This is a genomic window from Paraburkholderia caffeinilytica (assembly GCF_003368325.1).
GTDB lineage: Bacteria > Pseudomonadota > Gammaproteobacteria > Burkholderiales > Burkholderiaceae > Paraburkholderia > Paraburkholderia caffeinilytica.
In genome coordinates, this window is the sequence record NZ_CP031466.1 from 2072733 (window position 1) to 2092438 (window position 19706).

A 19706-nucleotide genomic window follows, 5' to 3' on the forward strand; every position below is an offset into this window, starting at 1 on the left:
TGACCCGAGCAGCCGGAACAGCCCCTCAAAAGCGCGATTGTGCTGCTGCACCGGCAGTCAACTGTATCTGTGAGATTCGCACGCGGGCGGGCAGAATCGTTGCTCGCGCATCGATGCGCGCATCGATCCGCGCATCGATCCGCGCATCGATCCACGCGTTTCCCCCGCGCCGCAACGAGCGGCGCAGTTTGCCCGCCGCCGAGGTGTACACGCCCATGACCGCCAGTTCCTTCCTCACCGCCGATGTCCTGATCGCCTATAGCGCCTACTTCGTCGGCACGGCGAGTCCGGGGCCGAGCAATCTCGCGATCATGTCGCTGGCCATGAGCGCCGGCAGGAAATCCGCGCTGACCTTCGCGCTCGGCGTGGTGTCCGGCTCGTTCTTCTGGGCATTGCTGGCGTCGCTGGGTTTGTCGGCGGTACTCGCCACGTACTCGGAATGCCTCGTGGCGATCAGGGTTGCCGGCGGCCTCTATCTGCTGTGGCTCGGCTTCAAGTCCGCGCGCTCGGCATTCAGCGCCGAACAACTGCCCACCGCCACCGCACGCGATGGCGAGCCGCTCAAACGGCTCTATCTGCGCGGCCTGCTCCTGCATCTCACCAATCCGAAGGCGATTCTGGTGTGGCTTTCGATCGTTTCACTGGCCATGTCGCCGGCCAGCGGCGCATCGCACACCGCGCCGGTGGTGCTCGGCTGCATGGTGATCGGCGTATCCGTGTTCAGCAGCTACGCGGTGCTGTTTTCAACCGCGTCGGCACGGCGCATCTACGTCGCGATCCGTCGCTGGCTCGACGGGTCGCTCGCGGTCATGTTCGGCATTGCAGGAATCAAACTGCTGACTTCGAAAAGCTAGCCGCGCCTTCTGGACGCGCCCGCTCTGCGATACTGTCATCCCGATGACGCGAGCGGACACACGGACACAATGAGCGGTGGCAACGACCCGAACCCGGCAGCGAATCGCCTGCCCTTGCAAAAACGGCTTTATCTGGCGGGCGCCGTCGTGCTGCTCGCCGGCCTGATCGCCGCGGCGATCCTCTATGCCATGGCGCCGGCGCCCGACAGCGCCGTCTCCATGTACAGCATCGCAGACCCGCGCTATCAGATCGAACTGCAGCGCATCGGCGGCAACGCGGCGGTGGTGATGGCGCAGCTTCACCAGTGGTTCGACAGTCTTTGGCACGGTACGGCGCTCGCTTATACGGTGGCCGTGCTTGGTGCCCTGCTCGCGGGTGCATGCTTTTTTGCCGGCTACTTCTTCGCTCACGAAGAACCGCATTCCTGAAGCCATCCGCCGCGCCTGCTCAAACCGCCGTTTTACGACGCGGCTTTGACCTGCGTACCGGGCTGCTCGACGCCTGCCATGCTCAGCGCCTCATGCAAGGTGTTGAAAATGCAGTTGGCGCCGATGATCGGCGTGATGCCATGCCGGTTCATATCCGAATGCAGATACTGGTTCACGCGCGCGAAAATCACTTCCACGCCGCTAGCCTTGAGCGCCGCGCACAGCTCGCCGACCGAACGCGCGGCGGAATAGTCCAGGTCGGTGATCGCGCCGGAGTCGATCACGAACCAGCGCACCGGACTCGGCGCCTGATCGATCAGGCTACGGGCGTCGTCGATGAAAAAGTGGTCGTTCGCGTAGAACAGATCGGCGCCGAAGCGATAGACGATCAGCCCCGGCGCGGTCTCGAGTCCGGGCGCGGCCGGCACCGGCACCCAGATGCCGCCTTCGCCGGGCACGAGGATCATGGTGTGCGGCCGGTAACTATGCCGCACATGCCGCAGCAGCGATAACGCCACGGCCACCAGAATGCCGTGCTCGACACCGATCAGCACCACGGCCGCCGCGGTGAACACGGCCAGCGCGAATTCACCGGGACTTTCGCGGCGAATCGAAAACAGCGTATTCAGATTGATCAGGCCAATGGCGATCGTAAACACGATGCTGGCCAGAACGCAGTGCGGCAGATACTGCAAAAAGCGGCTGAAAAACAGCAGCACCACAACCACCACCACCCCGAACACAAGCTGCGCGAACTGGCTGCGTGTACCGGCGCGATCGGCCATGGCGGTTTGCGTCGGACTGCCGTTCACCACGAAGGCGCCGGAAAACGCCGCCGCGGCGTTGGCAGCGGCAATCCCCAGCAGATCGGCATTGGTATCGACAGGTTCGTGATAACGCTCCGCGAATACCCGGCTCGCGGCGGCGCTCTGCGCGACGATCATGACGAAGCACGAGGCGGCGACCGGCAGCAGATCGAGCAGTTGCTGCCACGTGACCGACGGCATGCGCAGCGGCGGCAGCCCCCCCGCCACCGGCCCCAACACTGAAATGCCGTGCGCCGCGAAGCCGTAGACATCGCTTGCGGCGATACCCGCCACGACCGCGATCAACGGCACCGGCACACGCGGCAAAAAGCGCTTGCAAACCAGAATGGAGACCACCACCAGCGCGGAAATGGCGAGCGTCGGCAGATTGATCCGGGCCGACTCGCGCACCACGAGCGCGAGTTGATCGATGCTGCGCGCGGCATGCCCGGGGACGCCGACCATGTCGCCCAGCATGGCGATGCCGACCTGCACGCCGACCCCGGCGAGAAAGCCGACCAGCACCGTGCGAGAGAGAAAGTCAGCGAGAAAACCGAGCCTGAAGATCCGCGCGATGAGCAGAAGCACGCCGGTGAGCAAGGCGACCATTCCGGCGAGCGCCGCATACTCCGCACTCGACGCCGGCGCCATGGTCGAGAGCCGGCTCGCGAAAATGGTGGCGGTAGCGGAATCGGCAGCCACGACGAGGTGCCGCGAGGCGCCGAAGAACGCAAACGCGATAAGCGGCAGAAATACCGTGTAAAGACCGGTAACGGCCGGCATGCCGGCAATGCGTGCATAGCCGAGCACTTGCGGAATATCCATCGACGCAAGCTGCACGCCGGCCAGCGCATCGCGCGCTGCCGCGGCACGGTTCAAAGGAAGCACGCCCTTCAGTACGCCAAGGCGTGTCGTGATGTTTGCCAGAAAATCCTGCATGCGCGATGGTGCCCCAAACTTAGGTTATCGCGCATCGTGCCGCGACTCGGCACGCCAAGGCAAGAGTTGTGGCTTTAATCGGCCAAAGAAAATGGCTGAAACCGACAATGGTTCGACCACCGCCGCTGAAACTGCGCCATTCTGGACTTAGCGCCTGAACTGCCCTGTCAGTGGATCCACGTGCCGCGCGAAGCCGAACAGCGCGGCGATGCAGATCGGACAGGCGATGATGAACATGGCCAACATCTCGCACCCCGTAACAATTTGTTACTGCCAAGTTTAAGCGATCGCGATGCGAATTAAATGAGGGAAAACGCAATACACTGTTGCGGTCTATTACAACGCGGCCAATTCTGTAAGATAGGCGCCGCGTGAAAACGCCCCTGAAAACGCGGCAAATAACGAGCAAAAATGCGCGCTCGACACGCAGCGCCACGATGCCCAACCCTTCATGCACCTACAAACCGGTTACGCCATGTACACGTCAACTTTCATCTTCGCGACGAAGCAATTAGATGATCGCTTCTACCGGCTCGACGAGACCATCGCCCGCGCCGCCAAGGCCATTCCCGGCTATCTCGGCGAAGAGGCGTGGGAAAACGCGTCGACCGGACTGACGTCGAATGTGTACTACTGGGCGTCGCTCGACGCATTGCAGGCGTTGATGCAGCACCCCGCGCACCTGGAAGCCAAAGCGGCGCAGGCGAACTGGCTCGATGGCTATCAGGTGATCATCTCCGAGGTGCTGCGCACTTACGGCGATGCGGGCTTTGCGCATCCCGCTGCGGTCCATCAGCGCCCCGATGCACCGTCTGCCGAGGCCGTATCGCCCGCACCATGAAAGTGCGGCCTTATTTCGCTTTCTTGAGCAGCGCCACGCCGACGTAACCCATCAGCCCGTACCACGCCAGCCGGCATCAAGAAACGCTATGGGTGTGCTCGCCCAGAATGAGTCGCCTCCTTTTGTCCGGCACTTCAGGCAAAACAGACGTCTTTGCCTGAAGTGCCGGACAAGCCGCGACAGTCTGGTCGCCTCTGTTCTGCCGCTGACACAGGCCACTTCGCCGCCACCCCTTATAATCCGGCATGATCCGAATCCCGCACCACTTCCCCTCTCAAGCGGCCGCACGCGGCCGATCAGCCACCCACTGCGCTCCGGTGGCCGCATGAAAACACCCAAACGCCTGCTGCCGCTCGTCGAAGAAGGCCTGATCGACGAAGTCATCTCGCAGTTGATGAGCGGCAAGGAAGCCACCGTCTACGTGGTCCGCTGCGGCGAGTCCACGCGCTGCGCGAAGGTCTACAAGGACGCGAAACAGCGCAGTTTCCGCCAGGCCGCGTCCTATCGCGAGGGCCGCAAGGTCAAGAACAGCCGCCAGCAGCGCGCCATGGAAAAAGGCAGCCGCTATGGCCGCGAAGTGCAGGAACAGGCGTGGCAGAACGCGGAAGTCGATGCGTTGTTCCAACTCGCCAACGCGGGCGTGCGCGTGCCGCAGCCCTTCATCTGCACCGACGGCGTGTTGCTGATGGAATTGGTGACCGATGCGGACGGCAACGTCGCACCACGGTTGAACGATGTCGACATGACCGAGGCGCGCGCGCTGGAATTGCACGCGCGGCTGCTCACCGAAGTTGTGCGCATGCTGTGCGCCGGCATGATTCACGGCGACCTGTCCGAATACAACATCCTGCTCGCGGCGGACGGCCCGGTGATCATCGACCTGCCGCAAGCCGTGGACGCCGCCGGCAATCTGGAAGCGCCGGCCATGCTGGAGCGCGACGTGAACAACCTCGCCACGTATTTCGGCCGCTTCGCGCCTGCGTTGCTCGACACGAGTTACGGCAAGGAAATCTGGTCGCTGTACGAAACGGGCGCCTTGCACGCGGATGTCAAATTGACCGGCCGTGTCGAACTCGACACCACGCCGATCGATCTCGAAGCCGTGCTACAGGAACTCGAAGACACGCGCCTCGACGAAGAAGCGCGCCTGCGCTACGAACAGTCGCTGCGTAGCGGGACGTAAGCAGCCCCCAGGCAACCGCTGCGCAGCGCGGAAGTGACGTAGCAAGCGATCATGCGGCCGAACGCGGCGCGGCGCGGCTCCGCGCCTCGTCACGCAGAGCTTACGACGCGACGCTGCAACTAGCCGGCTTGATCCGGGTCGACGAAGCCGTACCCGGTGCCGGCCCCACCGACTCCCGCATCGTCACGCTAACCGGAAACTCGCGGATGATCTCCCACGAGGTCCGGTAGCACTGATTGACCAGCCAGCGCACGGCGTTCTGGGTCAACTCCGCCGTCGGGATATGCACCGAGGTGAGTCCGGGCGCGGCATAGGCGGCCGAATAGTCGTCGTCGTAACCGATCACCGAGACTTCGTCCGGCACGGCGATGCCCACCTGGTGGAAGCGCGCCAGCACGCTCACCGCCATCGTGTCGTTCGCGCAAAAGAGGCCGGTGAAGCGCCGCTTCGAATCGAGCAGCTTCCGCGCGGCGGCGTAACCGCCTTCCGGCGAGAAGTCCGATTCGACCAGTGTGACGTCCTCGCGCGCAATGCCCTCGCGCGACAGTTCGGCAAAAAAGCCTTCGAGCCGGGTCTGATTGTCCGAAGCACTGAACGGCCCGGAAATCACCGCGATGTCCCGATGCCCGTGATCGAGCAGCGTGCGCGCCGCCAGCTCGCCGCCGCGCCGGTGATCCGCGCAGAACGACGCCTCCGGCAACTGATCGAACGCGCGATTCAGAAACACCATCTTTGGATGCATGCGATGCAGCATGTCCAGATCGTCGTCGTGCAGATCGTGGCTGATCACCACCACGCCGTCGCAATCGCGGCCGATCAGAAAACGCACCGCCTCGATGGCCTGCTCGCGCGGCGACACTTCCCCGCATCCCGTCGCGACCACCACGTGGCGGCGCACCGCGCGCAGTTCGGTGTCCGTCTGCTTGAGAATCGTGCCGTAGTAGGAGCCGAAGAAAGTCGGCACGAAAATACCGATCATACCGAGCGATTGCGTCGCCATCGCCCGCCCGATGGACGACGGCCGGAAATTCAGCGCTTCGATAGCGGCCTTCACGCGCGCGGCGGCATCGGCTGAAATGGGTCCCTTACCGGAAATGGCTCGTGAGGCAGTCGACATGCCGACGCCGGCCAGTGCCGCGACATCCTTGAGTGTTGCCACACGGTTCTCCGTCAAGCCTGTTGTGTTCAACCTGTATTCGACGACGCTGCATCCCATCACTACAGACGCGTGCCGCCTGCTTCCTCGAACAGCGAAAGATGCGCACCATCGAACGAGAACGCCGCGGCCTCCCCGATTGCCACCGGCGTCTTGGTCTGGTCGATCGACGCGATTTGCACTCCATGATAGTCGAGCCAGATGACACGATGGTTGCCCATCGGCTCGATCAGTGAAATGTTCGCGCGCCCGTTCATTTGCGGGCTCGAACTCTCGCCCACGCGCACGTCTTCGGCCCGTACGCCGAGCATGCAGGACAGACGGTCCGTTGGCAGCTTTTTGAAAGGATAGTGCGATACGTCGAGCTGCAAATGCGCTGTGCAAAAGTGTAGCGCGCCATCGCGCGGCTCGAGCGTGCCCTGGAGCACATTCATCGCGGGTGAGCCCAGAAACGTCGCGACAAACAGATTGTTCGGCCGCGCATAGACTTCGGCGGGCGTGCCGAACTGCTGGATCACCCCGCCGCGCATCACCGCCATGCGCGTGGCGAGCGTCATCGCTTCGACCTGATCGTGGGTCACGTAGATCATCGTCGCGCCCAGGCGCTGGTGCAACTGCTTGAGCTCGCGGCGCAATTCGGTGCGCAATTTGGCGTCGAGATTCGACAGCGGCTCGTCGAACAGGAACACGTCGGCCTCGCGCACGATCGCCCGGCCGATCGCCACTCGCTGCCGTTGGCCGCCGGAGAGTTGCGCGGGCTTGCGCTTGAGCAGCGGTCCGAGTTGCAGCATCTCGGACGCCCGCGTGACGCGCCGCGCGATTTCCGCCTTCGGCGTGCCGTTGATACGCAACGCAAACGACAGATTGCGCTCGACGCTCATGGTCGGATACAACGCATACGACTGAAACACCAGCGCGATGCGGCGATCTTTCGGATCGGCCCAGGTCACGTCTTCGCCGGCAATTTCGATGCTGCCGTCGGTCACGTCGATCAAGCCCGCGATACTGTGCAGCAAGGTGGATTTGCCGCAGCCCGACGGGCCGAGCAGCACGACGAACTCACCCGCCCGCACGTCGAGATCGAGATTCTCGATCACCGTATTCGCACCCAGCTGGATCTTCAGGTTGCGCACCGATACGTTGGCCGGATTCGATAGACCCAGGGTGTCCGCCGCGCCGCCGAGGTTCGCCGCATCCGCCGGGTTGGCGACGTCCGCCGCATTGAGCACCGCATTGAGCACCGAATTTGCCATCGCGTTTTCCACATTCACCAGGTTTGCCATGCCGCCCTATCCCTTGACGGCGCCGGACGCAATGCCGCGCACAAACCAGCGGCCCGAAATGAAGTACACCGCAAGCGGCACCATGGAGGTCAGAATGGTCGCCGCCATATTGACGTTATAGAGCCGCTCGCCGGTCGTCGTGTTGATGATGTTGTTCAATTGCACCGTCATTGGCAGGTTTTTCGTGCCGGCGAACACCAGGCCGAGAATGAAGTCGTTCCAGATGCCCGTCACCTGCATGATGAGCGCGACAACGATGATCGGCGTGGACATCGGCAACATCAGTTGCAAGAATATTCGCCAGAAGCCGCCGCCGTCGATGCGCGCCGCCTTGAACAGCTCCTGCGGAATCGACGCGTAATAATTGCGAAACAGCAGCGTCATCACCGGCATGCCGAAGATCGTGTGAATCAGCACGATGCCCGGCAGCGAACTGAACAGATGCACGCTTGCGAGCACGCGCACGAGCGGATAGACCATCACCTGCACCGGAATGAAGGCGCCCATCAGCAACACGCCGAACAGCAGCCCGGCTCCGCGCGGCCGCCAGAACGACAGCGCATAGCCGTTCACCGCGCCGATCATGATCGACAGCACCGTGCTGGGTCCGACGATCCGCACCGAATTCCAGAAGCCGACCTGGATGCCGTTGCAATCGAGCCCGGTGCAGGCGGATTGCCACGCGGCGCTCCATGCGTCGAGTGTGAAATGCGTGGGAAAAGCGAGCAGATTGCCGAGGCGCATCTCGCTCATCGGCTTCACCGACGTGACGAGCATCACGTACAGCGGCAACAGGAAGAACAACGCGGCGCCCAGCAGAAATGCGTAGACGCCCAGGCGTGCAGGTGTAAAGGCACGGCGGCGCCGGCGTGTACGGCTCGGCGTGCCGCCCTTCAGTGGCGGACTGAGCGTGTTCATCACACCTCCTTGCGCAACGCAGCGCGGCTGCGGGCATAGAAGAACGGCGCGAGAATCGCCAGCACCGTGGCCAGCAGCACGATCGACGCGGCCGACGCGAGGCCGATATTGGCCCGCGCGAACAGGTAGTCCATGATGAACTTCGCCGGCACCTCGCTCGCCGTGCCGGGGCCGCCTTGCGTCATCGCGACCACGGCGTCGTAGAGCTTCACGACCATCACGAAGAGCAGCACGAAGGCGGTGGACATCGAAGGCCCGAGCATCGGCACCACGATGCTCGCGTACACACGCCAGCGCGGAATGCCGTCGATGCGTGCGGCTTTCCACAATTCGTCGTCGATACCGCGCAGGCCGGCCAGCAGCAGCGCCATCACGAGACCGGATGCCTGCCACACCGTCGCGATGACGATGGTGTAGATCACCCAGTCCTGATCGACGATCCAGTCGAAGCGCGCATGCGCGAAACCGAGCTTGTGCAACACCGCCTGCGCGCCCAGCTCAGGATTCAGAATCCACTGCCAGACCAACCCGGTTGCGACAAACGACATTGCGTACGGATAGAGAAATACCGTGCGCAATGCACCTTCCGCCACCACGCGCTGATCGATAAAAATCGCCAGCAACAAACCGATCGCCATGCACGCGACAATGAAGCACGCACCGTAGATCACGATGTTTTGCAGCGACAGCAACCAGCGGTCGTTATTGAAAAGCCGCGTGTACTGCGTGAAACCCGCAAAATCGCCGGAAGGAAACGTGCGCGAATTGCTGAGGGACACGCGCGCGGTCCAGACCATCGTGCCGAGATAGGCGAACACGACGGTCAGGACCATCGGCAGGAGCGCCACCCATGCTGCTATCGGCAAGCGCTTTTTCAGCGGCCTTTTCGGCGGCCCTTGGCGAGGCCTGGAGCCGTCGGCTTCCAGCTTGAGCGCGTGCATCGCGAGCGCCTAGCTCTTCAACGCGCTGGCAAACGCCTTCTGTGCATCGTCGACCGACTGGTTCTTGTTCCAGAAGTTCGTGATGACGTCGATCAACGCGCCCTGCGTGTCGGGCGAGAGCAGCATTTCCGGATTCGGCAACTGACGCGACTTGTCCTTCATGATCGCAATGCCCTCCTTCGCGCAGATGTCGAGACTGCCGGCGTCCACATCGGGACGAATCGGAATCGAGCCTTTCTTCGCGCTGAATGCCACTTGCGCGGCTGGCGAGGTCATCACCGTGGCAAGCAGACTCTGCGCCTTGATCGCATTGGCATTGTCGGTTTTCGGAAACACGAATACGTCGCCCGCGACCAGATACGGCGAGTGCGGACCAAAACCCGGGAAGCAGCCGAAGTCCTTGCCGGCCGTCTGATTGGCCGCCGAGAATTCGCCCTTGGCCCAGTCGCCCATGATCTGCACGCCGGCCTTGCCGGAAATCACCAACGCGGTGGCGTCGTTCCAGTTGCGGCCGGGCGAGCCCGGATCGACGAAGTCATGCAAGCGCTTGAACTGCGCAAGCACCTTCCTGAACGCATCCGACTTGACCGCGTTCATGTCGCGATCGCGATACACCTTCAGATAAAGATCGGGACCGCCTACGTCGGCGAATACCGCGTCGAACGTGATCTTTTCCTGCCATGGCTGACCGCCGAGCGCGAGTGGAATCACACCGGCTGCTTTCAGCTTGCCGAGATCGGCGAGGAACTCGTCATAGCTCTTCGGTTCGGCGGCGATGCCGGCCTTCTGGAACACGGGTTTCGAGTAGAAGAACCAGGCCGGCATGTGAATATCGACCGGCGCCGCGTAGTAGTGACCCTTCACTCTGATGCTGTCGAGGATCGATTGCGGAAAGACGCCGTTCCAGTTTTCCTTGGTGGCGACATCGTCGACGTTGTTCAGCAGGCCCTGATCGATCAGGTCGTGAAACTGCCGGGAGGTATTGAACTGCGCGGCGGTGGGTGGATCGCCGCCGACGATCCGGTTGATTGCGGTGGAGCGCGCCTGATCGGCGCCGGCCACCGCGTTGTCGACCCACTGGCCACCGGCCTTATTGTACGCATCGGCGAACTGGCGGATCGCGGCCGACTCGCCGCCCGAGGTCCACCAGTGAATCACGTTGGCCTTCAGGGGTTCAGCTGCGTGCGCGACGACGCCGTACAACGCCAGTGCGGCAACCGCGGTTCGTAGGATCATTTTTCTGCAGTTCATTCCGTCTCCTGTGTCGACATACAAACCAGCTTCACCTGCCGTCAAACCCGTGCCTTACGCTCCTTCAAAAACTTCGCCACCCACTCCGCACTGCGTTTGATTGTGCGCTTCTGCGTACTGTAGTCGACGTGCACGACACCAAAGCGACGCTCATACCCAAACGCCCACTCGAAGTTATCCATCAGCGACCACAGAAAATAGCCGCGAATATCCACGCCGGCCTTGATCGCCTGGTCGACCGCCGCGAGATGGCGCTTGAGGAACGAGATGCGCTGCGTATCGTCGACGCGGCCGTCGATCACCTGGTCATCCGAAGCCATGCCGTTTTCGGTGATGTAGACCGGCGGCAGGTTCTGATAGGTGTTGTTGAAACCGGTCAGCAGATCGCGCAAGCCGTCGGGATACACCTCCCAACCCATCTGTGTGCGCTCGACGCCTTCGAGCGGCACGTCCCGGAATCCATGTGCACCGTCGCTCGCGACGTTGGTGCGGAAATAATAGTTGACGCCGAGGAAATCGAGCGGCGCGGAAATGATCCGCATGTCGCCGTCGAGCACCAAGGGCTCGGTGCCTGGCCACAACTCGAACAACTCTTGCGGATACGCGCCCTTGAGGAGCGGATCGAGAATCCACGCGTTGTGCTGGACTTCGAACAGATGCGCCGCACGCTGATCCGCGGCGCTGTCGCTATTGGCCGTACCGCGGCCAACGTTGGCGACGATCCCTTTCTGCGAGACCGGATCGTTGGCGTGCAATACCGGAATCGCGAGGCCGTGCGCGAGCAGCAGATGATGCATCGCCTGCGTCGCAAAGCGGTCGTTGGCGAGTCCCGGCGCGTGGTGGCCGTTGCCGTAGCCGAGATAGGCCGAGCACCACGGTTCGTTGAGCGTTGCCCATGCGTCGACCGTGCCGGCCAGTTCGCGGCTCATCAGGTCGGCGTAGTCGGCGAAACGGTAAGCGGTGTCGCGATTGAGCCAGCCGCCGCGATCTTCCAGATGCTGCGGCAAGTCCCAGTGATAGAGCGTCACGAAGGTCGTGACGCCCTTCTCTTTCAGCCGGTTCAGGAGCCGCCTGTAGAAGTCGAGCCCTTTGCGATTGGGCGCGCCTGCCGCATCCATCACGCGCGGCCATGCGATCGAAAGCCGATAGCCTTCGAGCCCGAGCGAGACCAGCAGCTCGACGTCCGCTTCCCAGCGATGATAGTGGTCGCAGGCAATGGCGCCGGTGTCGCCCGCCAGCACCTTGCCGGGCGTCGCCGAGAAGGTGTCCCAGATCGACGGCAAGCGGCCGTCTTCATTCACCGCGCCTTCGATCTGATACGAAGCCGTGGCCGCGCCAAGCAGGAAGTTTTTGCGCCACAGCGCGGAGTCCGCCGGCGGGGTGAAAGGATCGACGAGCGAATTGTTCGAAACTGCGGGGGATAGAGCGTCGGATACAGCGGATGCGTCGTTTGCCACGGATTCTCTCCTGCGCAGAGGTGGTTGAACCGGGTACGGCGAAACGCGATGTGGATACGGCCAGGGAGCCGGAGTGGAAGCGCTTCCACAAAGACCTGCGAACGATAGCAGCGGCAGATTGAACACAGCAATCAGGGTTTGTCTGGAGAGCAAACTGGCATGCGCGGCGCGAGGATGCGCCGCGCATTGGAAGATGTCCGGAACGGCGCGAGAGTGCACCAGCGCAGCACAACGGTGATGCCAATGCGCGAGCTACGCTGGATGTTTGCTCAATGAGCGCTGAACCTCCAGCATGGGTAAGCTCAAGGCTTCACCACCAAATCAAACGCCCCACCATCATAAGCCTCGCAATACGCCTTCCAATCAGTCTCCACCTGCGCCTCGCATTGCGTCGCCAGTTCGATCAACGGCAATTGCCAATCCTTGCGATTGCCAAAAGCGATCAACTCGTCCGCAATCGACGACTTCTGCCGGCCGCCGCTGCGCAGTTGCGCCCACGCGCTCAATTGCGCCATGCTGTTGACCACGTCTTCGAGACGCGGCAGCTTGCCGTTCCAATCGCTCAACGCCACGCGGTCTTCCGAAGGCTGCAGGCTGCGCAGCACATACGAGCGCTGATTGAAGTCGACGGCATGCAGGAACGCCTGCGAGACCGCTTGATTGCGCCGCTGAATTTCGACCACACGCTGCGCCTCGCTCTGCCACTTCGGCTGCGGCGTGCGCACATGCGGCGTCACCGAAGAAGGCAGCGCCTCTTTCAGATCGAGCAGATAGTTGCCGTCCGGCGAGCCTTTGCCTTCGACGAGAATCGCGTAGCGGTCCACGCCCAGGCTGCCGGTGCCGGCAATCCGCCGCGCCACGTCGACGATGCGGTAGAAGTCCGGATCGGGTTGCCCGGCGGCGAACTGCTGCATGAACGCAGTGACCGCAGCGCGCGCCTGGTCGCTCACCGGCAGCGCTTTCTTGCCGTCCACTTTCAGCACGCGGGTCTTACCCTTGAGCGTGGTGCGCCGGTCCAGATGCGCGGCGCGCGTGCGGCTCGCCAATGCGTCGAACAGATCGCGCACCATGCCGGTCGACGTCTCCGCCTCGATCCAGCGCGATTTGCCGAAGGCGAGCGCCGCGCCATAGGAATCGACCGCGGTATGGCAAAGCGCGAGTGCCTGCGCGCGGCTCAGCTTGAGGTCGCTCGCGCCGACCAGCACGCTCGTGAGGAGCCGCACCAGTTCGTAAAGACTCGGCGCGAGGCAGGCTTCGTCGAAATCGTTGTTGTCGAAATAGATCAGGCGGTTGTCGCCTTTGTAGCTGCCGAAATTTTCCACATGCATATCGCCGCAAATCCACACTGCCGGCGCATCGTCGAGCACCTTGCCGCGCGGCAGACGCGCATAGAACAGATGGCAGGTGCCACGCAGAAACACGAACGGCGAGCCGCGCATGAGCTTGTATTTCATCGCGAGCCGTTCGGGATCGCGGCCCGCATTGAAGCTGGCGATGGTCTGTGCGATATCGGACACGTGTTTCTCCTTCATGCAGTTCAATGCGGATTCAATATGACTTCAATGCGAGCGGAGCGAATCCGCGAGCGCGTGGAGATTGAGCGGCTTCACGCGAATCACCCCGCCGCGCGGGCTGTCGATATCGGCGACCAGCATGAACGACAGCGACACGATCAGCGGAACGATCAGCAGCAACCCGGCTCCCGCTTTCAAACCGCGTGCGCCGTAGCCGACCAGCACATTGGCGCACACCGCGATCAGCCCCATCAACAGCCACGCCGCGACAGGAATGCGATTCCACCACGCGGCCTGCGTGTAGCCCTGCGTATTGAGCACGTCGTTCATGCCGGCGACCGCGAGCGCGGTCACCGGCGTGGGCTGCGCGGCAGCGGCGTTCCTCACTGTAGCCCACATTGCGTCCTGCAGGCGCGATGTCTCGGCGTTGACTTTGGCGAGTTCGCCGGCGTCGCGCGTCGTGTAGAACAGCACGCGCTCGTCGAGATAGGTTTTCAGCAGGCCGCGTACGGTCGCCGCATCGGCGGCGGGCAACAGATCAGCGCGGACGTATTCGGTGCCGATCGCATTCGCCTCTTCTTCCTCGTAGTTCTTGCGTTGATCGTAGCGGCCGACCGCCATGGAAAAAGCGAAACCGATGATCAGCGCAAGCAGCGTCAGCGTGGCAGCCTGGATCACGCTGAAGTCGTCGCGTGCGTCGTCGTCGATCTTTCTCAAGCGCCGCAGCACCGACGCGCCGACGCGCGCCGCCAGCCACAGCGCAACGAAGGACATGATGAACACGAGTCCTGGATAATCGAGGAGGTTTCGCATGACGAGCGTTTTTCTTATCGAAGTCTTGTTGACGGGAACGTTCTGGACAACGGTAAAACGTGCACGGCCACTGCATCATAAAAGACGCAGCGCGGATGGGGAAGCATGCGGCCGGCAGGTGAACAGGCGCGCGGCCTGCAGCATGCCGGCCGTCAGGAGCCTGTCATCAGATAGTAACGTCCGTCCGCGCTGACGTTGAAACCGAAACCGCATTCCGTCAGCGAACCATGCGTCGCCACATCGAGGGTCTCCGGTGCGGAGAGCCTGAACTCGATCAGGCATCTGTCCGCGCGTTTGTCCGCCGGCCTGCCTTCGCGTTTATCCTCATGTTTGTCCTCATGTTTGTCCTCATGTCTGTCATAAGGCGCGAGATTGGTGATCCTCGCGGTGGCGTCGAGCGGCGCATCGCCGGCACCATCGGTCACCGGCACGCGCGCCACGCCGTCATAGAACCGCACGTAGGCCGACAGGCTGCCCATGTTCGCGCCCGGTAGACCGTCGGCGCCGACAGTCGGATACACGAAGTCGCCATCGATCCGATAGACGCCGTGGCGCCCTTTCACCGGCTTCACCTCGATGCTGTTCCACGCGCCGAAAAACATATAGCTGGCAAAGCGCGCGCCGTTGGCCGGCAAACCGGCCACCACCGCCTTGCCCGCAATCGCTTCCAGACGTTGACGCGCCGCCGCCACCGCGCGGCCGAGCAGTGCGTCGTCGGGATAGTCGTTGCCGCGGCTCACCGCGGTCCGGTAGTAGGCGCGCGCATCCGTCAGCGCGCCGAGCCTCACTTGCACGTCGCCCTGATGAACCAGCGCCATCGCCACGCGAGAGCGCGCCGAACTGGTCGCTTTGGGCGAGTTCTCCTCGTTCGCCTGCATGGCGGTGGCCTCGGCGAGCGCGGCTTCCATCGCGACCAGCGTTTGCGCGTCCCTGAGCCGCCCTGCTTCGAGCGCGGCCACGCCCAACGCCGCGCATGACGCGTTCGTGCGGCACGGCACGTCCTTGCCCGCCAGCAGGTTGCGGCGATAGAGTTCGGCGCGCGAATCGGCCGCTTCCGTTTGCGCGGCGACGAGCGCAGGCATGAGCGCTGCGAGAGCAGCAGAAACGACAACGGCAGCAGCGACGATTTTGACGTTCATGAGCGGGAAAGGACGGTGGCGACGACGCGTTTCGAACGGGCGCTTCAACTAGCCGTATGCGCCACACGTCTAACGTGAGTCGCCACGGATGCTGGCCGTGATGCTGACAGAAAACCGGCGATCGCGCGAACCCTTGCGTGCCGCCGAAGCGGGCGGCCCATCGCGCGATTCAGGCGCAACGCCCGGCACGCGGCGCTCCGCGACTTTTCGAACAGGCACGGGCGTTCGCATCAAGCGCCTTCGACGGACCATGCAACACGCATCAAGCCGCCTGTCACGCGTGAACCACACACGATTTTTCACATCGGCAAGCGTTCGTTTGAAACTGTTCCCGTATGAGCGAACAGCAGGACGAAAGCGACGCGCCTCTAGCCGAGCGCCTCTAGCCGAGCGCCTGCACCCCGAACTTCTTACGATACGCGCCTGGGCTCGTCAACGCGATACGCCGGAAGTGCCGGCGCAGCGATTCCTCGGAACCGAAGCCCGCCAGCTCCGCAACGCGCGCCATCGGTAACTCGGCCGGTGCTTCAAGCAATTCTCGCGCGATCGCCACGCGTTCACGCACCAGCCATTCATAAGGCGCCATGCCGGTGGCGTCGTGAAATTGGCGCTGCAGCGTGCGCGGACTCATCGCCGCCCGTTCGGCCAGCGAGCGCAAGGTGTGCGGCAACGCAGGATGACGGCGCACCCAGTCCATCAGCTTGGCGAGGCGTCCGCCTTCGTCTTGCGGCATCGGCCGCGGCACGAACTGCGCCTGACCGCCCTCGCGATGCGGCGGCACCACGAGCCGCTGCGCGACCCGGTTGGCCACCGCGCTGCCGTGATCGCGCCGCACCAGATGCAACAGCATGTCGAGCCCTGCCGCCGATCCCGCCGAGGTGATGATCTGTCCTTCGTCGGCATATAGCGCATCAGGCTGCACGCGCAATTGCGGATAGCGCTGCTGCAATTTATCGGCGTAGCGCCAGTGTGTGGTGACGGTCTTGCCGTCGAGCACGCCCGCGGCGGCCAGCACGAACACGCCGGAGCAGATCGAGCAAAGGCGCGCGCCACGCGCGTAGGCGGCGCGATTTTTTTTCAGCAGCGGCTCGGGCGGCAATTCGTCGGCGTCGCGCCAGCCGGGGATCACGATCGTGTCGGCACGATCGAGCAGCTTGAGCGTGTACGGCGCGGCGACGGTGATGCCGCCGGCTGCCCGAATTGGACCGGGTTCGCTCGCGCATACCGCGAAGCGATACCAGTCCACGCCGAGCTCGGGACGTTCGAGCGCGAACAGTTCGGTCACGCAGCCGAATTCGAAGGTACAGAGCCGGTCGTAAGCCAGCGCGACGACAAGGTGATTGTGCATGGCACGATGTTACCGGAGATTGACGATTACGCCACGTATCCGGGGCGTGTGGCATCGCGACAATGAGGGCTACTGTCTCTGCACAAGTGACAACGTCGACCTCCGGCCCATCTGCCGGCACGAGCCGGCAACTCGAATAAAGAACCCTCACCAATACGCGACGCAAGACGCAATCACCTGCCTCGCCACAGGAATGCTGTTCGGATTCGCCTGCATTCAATCGAATGCAGACGAATCGCACCGAGGTAACGCCTCATCGGCAATAGCCAGCCGGAAACCCTCGTCGAGCCAGCCGGTAATGCCGCCGATCATTACCTTGACGGGGCGGCCAAGCTGGGCGAGCCTGATTGCGGCGCGCGTTGCTCCGTTGCAGTGAGGGCCCGCACAATAGGTGACGAAGAGCGTATCGGGCGGATACCCGGCGAGCTTCGACGCCACGATCTTGCCGTGCAGAAGATTCACGGCGCCCGGCACATGGCCGCGCGAAAAATGCGCGGCACTGCGCACGTCGAGCAGTACGAAATCGATCGAACGCGGGTCGCCGCTAGCGAGTGCCGCATGGACGTCGGCGCAATCGGTTTCGAACGACAACGACGCGCTGAAGTGGGCGAGCGCCGTGGCGCTGTCCGCGGGGGGTACGGATGAGACAGGGGACATATAGGACTCCTCGTGCGTGGATCATGACAACGCATTGTCCCGTTCTGCCGCACAGTCAGCCAGTGGCGCAATCGACAGATTCCAGTAACATCACGCCACAGCGCTATCCGCGTTGAAACGCGTTATCGCGAGTTCCGCTCCGACGTGTCCTGTCCTGCCCTGTCTTCCCATACGTCGCCTACACAACCGTCAATGCTCTCCCTGTGCTGGACGTTGCCTTGTGTGCCGCGCTATCGCATAGCTAATCCTAGCCATACTGCTCAAAAATATTCTGCCGATATATCATGCGTGTAGCGTTGGCGCGCCGGGGAGAAAAGCCGCGGTATTGAACAGGTGAAGGTGGGCTAGCTAGTCGCAGTCTCAACCCAGTTCGCCGGAATCACGATGATACGTACCGCCCTTTCGTCCATGTCGATCAACCAACGTTTCGGTATTCAGGTTGCGGTCGTCTTCGTTCCGGTCCTGGTGCTGTCCTGCTGGCTCCTCTCCCACGCATGGTCCGCCTACCTAAGAGCCGACGAGGCGCGCGATAGCTTTCAATCGTTCCGCCTCGCGCTGATCGCGATGGAGAAGGTCTCCGCAGAACGGGGGCCAACCAACGGAGTACTCGGAGAAGACCTGCCGATTCCCGCAGAGCGCGCAGCCGCGCTGCAGCGGGCACGCCATGAAAGCGATGTGCAGGTGGCCCGGCTGGCCGATTCGCTGCGCGGGGACCACTGTTCGCGCTGTTCCGGCGAACTCAGCGTCGTGAACGCATTGCAGACCGATCTGGCCGCTGCGCGGGCTAACGTCGATCAACTTGCCCGCCTCCCACGGGCGCAACGCGGAGATGGCGCGTTGCAAGACGCCGTGACCCGGATGATTGCGATCATCCCCGAGTTTATGCCGCTTGTGACGGCCACGACTGCCCGAGTGGTCAAGGGCGATGCCAATGCGCTCAACTGTCTGATCGTGGGCCGGCTTACCGCCGACCTGCGGGAACAGGCGGGACAACTGGGCTCGCGTTTCACGAGTGCGCTCGCCGTGCGCAGACCACTCACCGAAGACGAACTGCTCGGCATCGAACGTACGCGCGGCCGCATCGACCAGTTGCGTGCCATGATCGACGCGCGCACCGTGACCCTCGCCGCATCGGATCCGCAGGCACTCGCCGCGATGAACGACCAGTATTTCGGAGCTGGCTTGCGCTACGTCGCCACCGTGCGTGCGCTCGCCCTCCAACCTGGCGGCGCAGGCATCTCGACTGCACAGTTCGCACAGCACTACGTTCCCACCATGCGGGCGATTATCGGCTTTCGAGACAGCGTGGCCGCTCTTGCCGAAAGAGAAATCCGTAAAAACCACCAGGATGCACTTCTGCTTCTGGTCGGCACAGGCCTCGCCGAGGCCGCGCTGCTCGCCGTGTTGATCTGGATGATCGCGGGGTTCAGGCGTCATGTGATCGGCCCATTCGTTCAGGCCACTCATATTATCGATGCGATTGCGCGAGACGACCTGGCCACGGAGATCCCCGAGGTATCGGCCCGCAAGGAGATCAGCGGCATGTTCGACGCCATGCGCGTGCTCAGGAACAACAGCGCCGAGCGCCTGCGGCTCGAGCGGGATCGCCTGCATCTGATCGCGGAGCTGGCCACCATGGCGCAAACCGATCCGTTGACGCGACTTTCTAACCGGCGCGCTTTCGAAAGTCAGGCGCGCACCTTGATCGAGGATGCGAACGAGGCCGGCATGCAGATCGCGCTCGTCATGTTCGACATCGATCACTTCAAACGGATCAACGACACGCATGGCCATACCGTAGGCGACGACGCGCTGCGGCTCGTGGCCGACCTCTGCCGGGCGAGCTGGCGTCAGTCGGATGTCGTCGCGCGAATCGGCGGCGAGGAATTCGCGGTGCTGGTGCGCGTTCAGACCGCGTCCCACGCGTTCGACCTCGCCGAACGGCTGCGCCGGTTGATCGCGGACGCGCGGGTTCCCATCGGCGCGGACATGAGTTGCTCGATTACCGCGAGCTTCGGCATCGCTTTTTCTGCGGCGTCGGATGAGTTCGACGTCGTTGCGCTTCTCAAACGCGCGGACCGCATGCTCTACGAAGCGAAGCAGGCCGGACGCAACTGCGTCATGGTCGACACGGGCGACGCCCTGGACGGCCAGCTCAGCTGCTCCTAACACGCCTC

General features: G+C 63.0%; 18 protein-coding genes. 5 read left to right on the forward strand and 13 right to left on the reverse strand.

All coding sequences use genetic code 11. The annotated features are described in order from the left end of the window. Window positions 1-25: 25 nt before the first annotated feature. The gene (locus tag DSC91_RS09210) at window positions 26-217 is read right to left on the reverse strand and encodes a hypothetical protein (RefSeq protein WP_115777835.1); all 192 of its coding nucleotides are present in this window, start codon (window positions 215-217) and stop codon (window positions 26-28) included. Here DSC91_RS09210 and DSC91_RS09215 point away from each other — a divergent pair. Both DSC91_RS09215 and DSC91_RS09220 read left to right on the forward strand, forming a co-directional pair. Further along, window positions 216-854 carry a LysE family translocator gene (locus DSC91_RS09215; protein ID WP_115777836.1) on the forward strand — a complete coding sequence of 213 codons (639 nt, stop codon included), beginning with the start codon at window positions 216-218 and terminating at the stop codon, window positions 852-854. The two genes, DSC91_RS09210 and DSC91_RS09215, sit on opposite strands and share 2 nt — an antisense overlap. A 69-nt stretch (window positions 855-923) precedes the next feature. Then, window positions 924-1283 carry a hypothetical protein gene (locus DSC91_RS09220; RefSeq protein ID WP_115777837.1) on the forward strand — a complete coding sequence of 120 codons (360 nt, stop codon included), beginning with the start codon at window positions 924-926 and terminating at the stop codon, window positions 1281-1283. A 32-nt stretch (window positions 1284-1315) separates the two neighbouring features. Here DSC91_RS09220 and DSC91_RS09225 read toward each other — a convergent pair whose 3' ends face one another. After that, complete coding sequence (locus DSC91_RS09225) at window positions 1316-3028, reverse strand: SulP family inorganic anion transporter (protein ID WP_115777838.1); 1713 nt, start codon at window positions 3026-3028, stop codon at window positions 1316-1318. 475 nt (window positions 3029-3503) lie between these two features. On the opposite strand from DSC91_RS09225, the gene DSC91_RS09230 reads away from it, so the two are divergent. Together DSC91_RS09230 and DSC91_RS09235 are read left to right on the forward strand one after the other, a co-directional pair. Further along, window positions 3504-3869, forward strand: a complete 366-nt coding sequence (locus DSC91_RS09230) for an antibiotic biosynthesis monooxygenase family protein (RefSeq protein WP_115777839.1) — start codon at window positions 3504-3506, stop codon at window positions 3867-3869. Window positions 3870-4194: 325 nt separating this feature from the next. Then, window positions 4195-5052, forward strand: coding sequence for a PA4780 family RIO1-like protein kinase (locus DSC91_RS09235; protein ID WP_115777840.1), 858 nt, complete (start codon window positions 4195-4197; stop codon window positions 5050-5052). A 100-nt stretch (window positions 5053-5152) separates the two neighbouring features. Here DSC91_RS09235 and DSC91_RS09240 read toward each other — a convergent pair whose 3' ends face one another. The 11 genes from DSC91_RS09240 to DSC91_RS09290 all read right to left on the reverse strand — a co-directional run bounded on the left by DSC91_RS09240 (window position 5153) and on the right by DSC91_RS09290 (window position 17529). Beyond that, entirely contained in the window at window positions 5153-6211 is a 1059-nt protein-coding gene (locus DSC91_RS09240) for a LacI family DNA-binding transcriptional regulator (protein ID WP_175171890.1), read from the reverse strand. 59 nt (window positions 6212-6270) lie between these two features. Next, window positions 6271-7461: an ABC transporter ATP-binding protein gene (locus DSC91_RS09245; RefSeq protein WP_373291836.1), complete on the reverse strand. Its 1191-nt coding sequence runs from the start codon at window positions 7459-7461 to the stop codon at window positions 6271-6273. 36 nt (window positions 7462-7497) lie between these two features. Next, window positions 7498-8409 carry a carbohydrate ABC transporter permease gene (locus DSC91_RS09250; RefSeq protein WP_115777843.1) on the reverse strand — a complete coding sequence of 304 codons (912 nt, stop codon included), beginning with the start codon at window positions 8407-8409 and terminating at the stop codon, window positions 7498-7500. After that, on the reverse strand, window positions 8409-9350 hold the full coding sequence (locus tag DSC91_RS09255) for a carbohydrate ABC transporter permease (protein WP_115777844.1): 942 nt from the start codon (window positions 9348-9350) through the stop codon (window positions 8409-8411). The genes DSC91_RS09250 and DSC91_RS09255 overlap by 1 nt, the downstream gene beginning before the upstream one ends. A 9-nt stretch (window positions 9351-9359) precedes the next feature. Then, on the reverse strand, window positions 9360-10601 hold the full coding sequence (locus DSC91_RS09260) for an ABC transporter substrate-binding protein (RefSeq protein ID WP_115777845.1): 1242 nt from the start codon (window positions 10599-10601) through the stop codon (window positions 9360-9362). A gap of 41 nt (window positions 10602-10642) precedes the next feature. After that, window positions 10643-12058 (reverse strand): GH1 family beta-glucosidase, encoded by a 1416-nt coding sequence (locus DSC91_RS09265; RefSeq protein WP_115777846.1) that lies wholly within the window; start codon window positions 12056-12058, stop codon window positions 10643-10645. 302 nt (window positions 12059-12360) lie between these two features. Continuing rightward, a complete protein-coding gene (locus DSC91_RS09270; RefSeq protein WP_115779767.1) occupies window positions 12361-13575 on the reverse strand; it encodes a DUF2252 domain-containing protein in 1215 nt (404 codons plus the stop codon). Window positions 13576-13617: 42 nt separating this feature from the next. Then, on the reverse strand, window positions 13618-14385 hold the full coding sequence (locus tag DSC91_RS09275; protein ID WP_115777847.1) for a bestrophin-like domain: 768 nt from the start codon (window positions 14383-14385) through the stop codon (window positions 13618-13620). Between the two features lie 152 nt (window positions 14386-14537). Further along, window positions 14538-15467: a hypothetical protein gene (locus tag DSC91_RS09280; RefSeq protein WP_162831352.1), complete on the reverse strand. Its 930-nt coding sequence runs from the start codon at window positions 15465-15467 to the stop codon at window positions 14538-14540. A gap of 439 nt (window positions 15468-15906) precedes the next feature. Next, window positions 15907-16872: a transcriptional regulator FtrA gene (gene ftrA, locus DSC91_RS09285; RefSeq protein WP_115777849.1), complete on the reverse strand. Its 966-nt coding sequence runs from the start codon at window positions 16870-16872 to the stop codon at window positions 15907-15909. A 216-nt stretch (window positions 16873-17088) separates the two neighbouring features. After that, on the reverse strand, window positions 17089-17529 hold the full coding sequence (locus DSC91_RS09290) for a rhodanese-like domain-containing protein (RefSeq protein WP_115777850.1): 441 nt from the start codon (window positions 17527-17529) through the stop codon (window positions 17089-17091). Between the two features lie 408 nt (window positions 17530-17937). Here DSC91_RS09290 and DSC91_RS09295 point away from each other — a divergent pair, with 408 nt between their 5' ends. Further along, complete coding sequence (locus DSC91_RS09295; protein WP_229758169.1) at window positions 17938-19698, forward strand: GGDEF domain-containing protein; 1761 nt, start codon at window positions 17938-17940, stop codon at window positions 19696-19698. Window positions 19699-19706: the final 8 nt, after the last annotated feature.

Excerpts from the sequence above, each read along its gene's own strand:
- DSC91_RS09280 (WP_162831352.1), bottom strand. The coding sequence starts at position 15,467 with ATGCCTGCGCTCGTCGCCGCGCAAACGGAAGCGGCCGATTCGCGCGCC.
- DSC91_RS09290 (WP_115777850.1), bottom strand. The coding sequence starts at position 17,529 with ATGTCCCCTGTCTCATCCGTACCCCCCGCGGACAGCGCCACGGCGCTC.
- DSC91_RS09220 (WP_115777837.1), top strand. The coding sequence starts at position 924 with ATGAGCGGTGGCAACGACCCGAACCCGGCAGCGAATCGCCTGCCCTTG.
- DSC91_RS09275 (WP_115777847.1), bottom strand. The coding sequence starts at position 14,385 with ATGCGAAACCTCCTCGATTATCCAGGACTCGTGTTCATCATGTCCTTC.
- DSC91_RS09255 (WP_115777844.1), bottom strand. The coding sequence starts at position 9,350 with ATGCACGCGCTCAAGCTGGAAGCCGACGGCTCCAGGCCTCGCCAAGGG.
- DSC91_RS09210 (WP_115777835.1), bottom strand. The coding sequence starts at position 217 with ATGGGCGTGTACACCTCGGCGGCGGGCAAACTGCGCCGCTCGTTGCGG.
- DSC91_RS09215 (WP_115777836.1), top strand. The coding sequence starts at position 216 with ATGACCGCCAGTTCCTTCCTCACCGCCGATGTCCTGATCGCCTATAGC.
- DSC91_RS09295 (WP_229758169.1), top strand. The coding sequence starts at position 17,938 with ATGTCGATCAACCAACGTTTCGGTATTCAGGTTGCGGTCGTCTTCGTT.
- ftrA (WP_115777849.1), bottom strand. The coding sequence starts at position 16,872 with ATGCACAATCACCTTGTCGTCGCGCTGGCTTACGACCGGCTCTGTACC.
- DSC91_RS09245 (WP_373291836.1), bottom strand. The coding sequence starts at position 7,461 with ATGGCAAATTCGGTGCTCAATGCGGTGCTCAATGCGGCGGACGTCGCC.
- DSC91_RS09260 (WP_115777845.1), bottom strand. The coding sequence starts at position 10,601 with ATGAACTGCAGAAAAATGATCCTACGAACCGCGGTTGCCGCACTGGCG.
- DSC91_RS09250 (WP_115777843.1), bottom strand. The coding sequence starts at position 8,409 with ATGAACACGCTCAGTCCGCCACTGAAGGGCGGCACGCCGAGCCGTACA.
- DSC91_RS09230 (WP_115777839.1), top strand. The coding sequence starts at position 3,504 with ATGTACACGTCAACTTTCATCTTCGCGACGAAGCAATTAGATGATCGC.
- DSC91_RS09225 (WP_115777838.1), bottom strand. The coding sequence starts at position 3,028 with ATGCAGGATTTTCTGGCAAACATCACGACACGCCTTGGCGTACTGAAG.
- DSC91_RS09235 (WP_115777840.1), top strand. The coding sequence starts at position 4,195 with ATGAAAACACCCAAACGCCTGCTGCCGCTCGTCGAAGAAGGCCTGATC.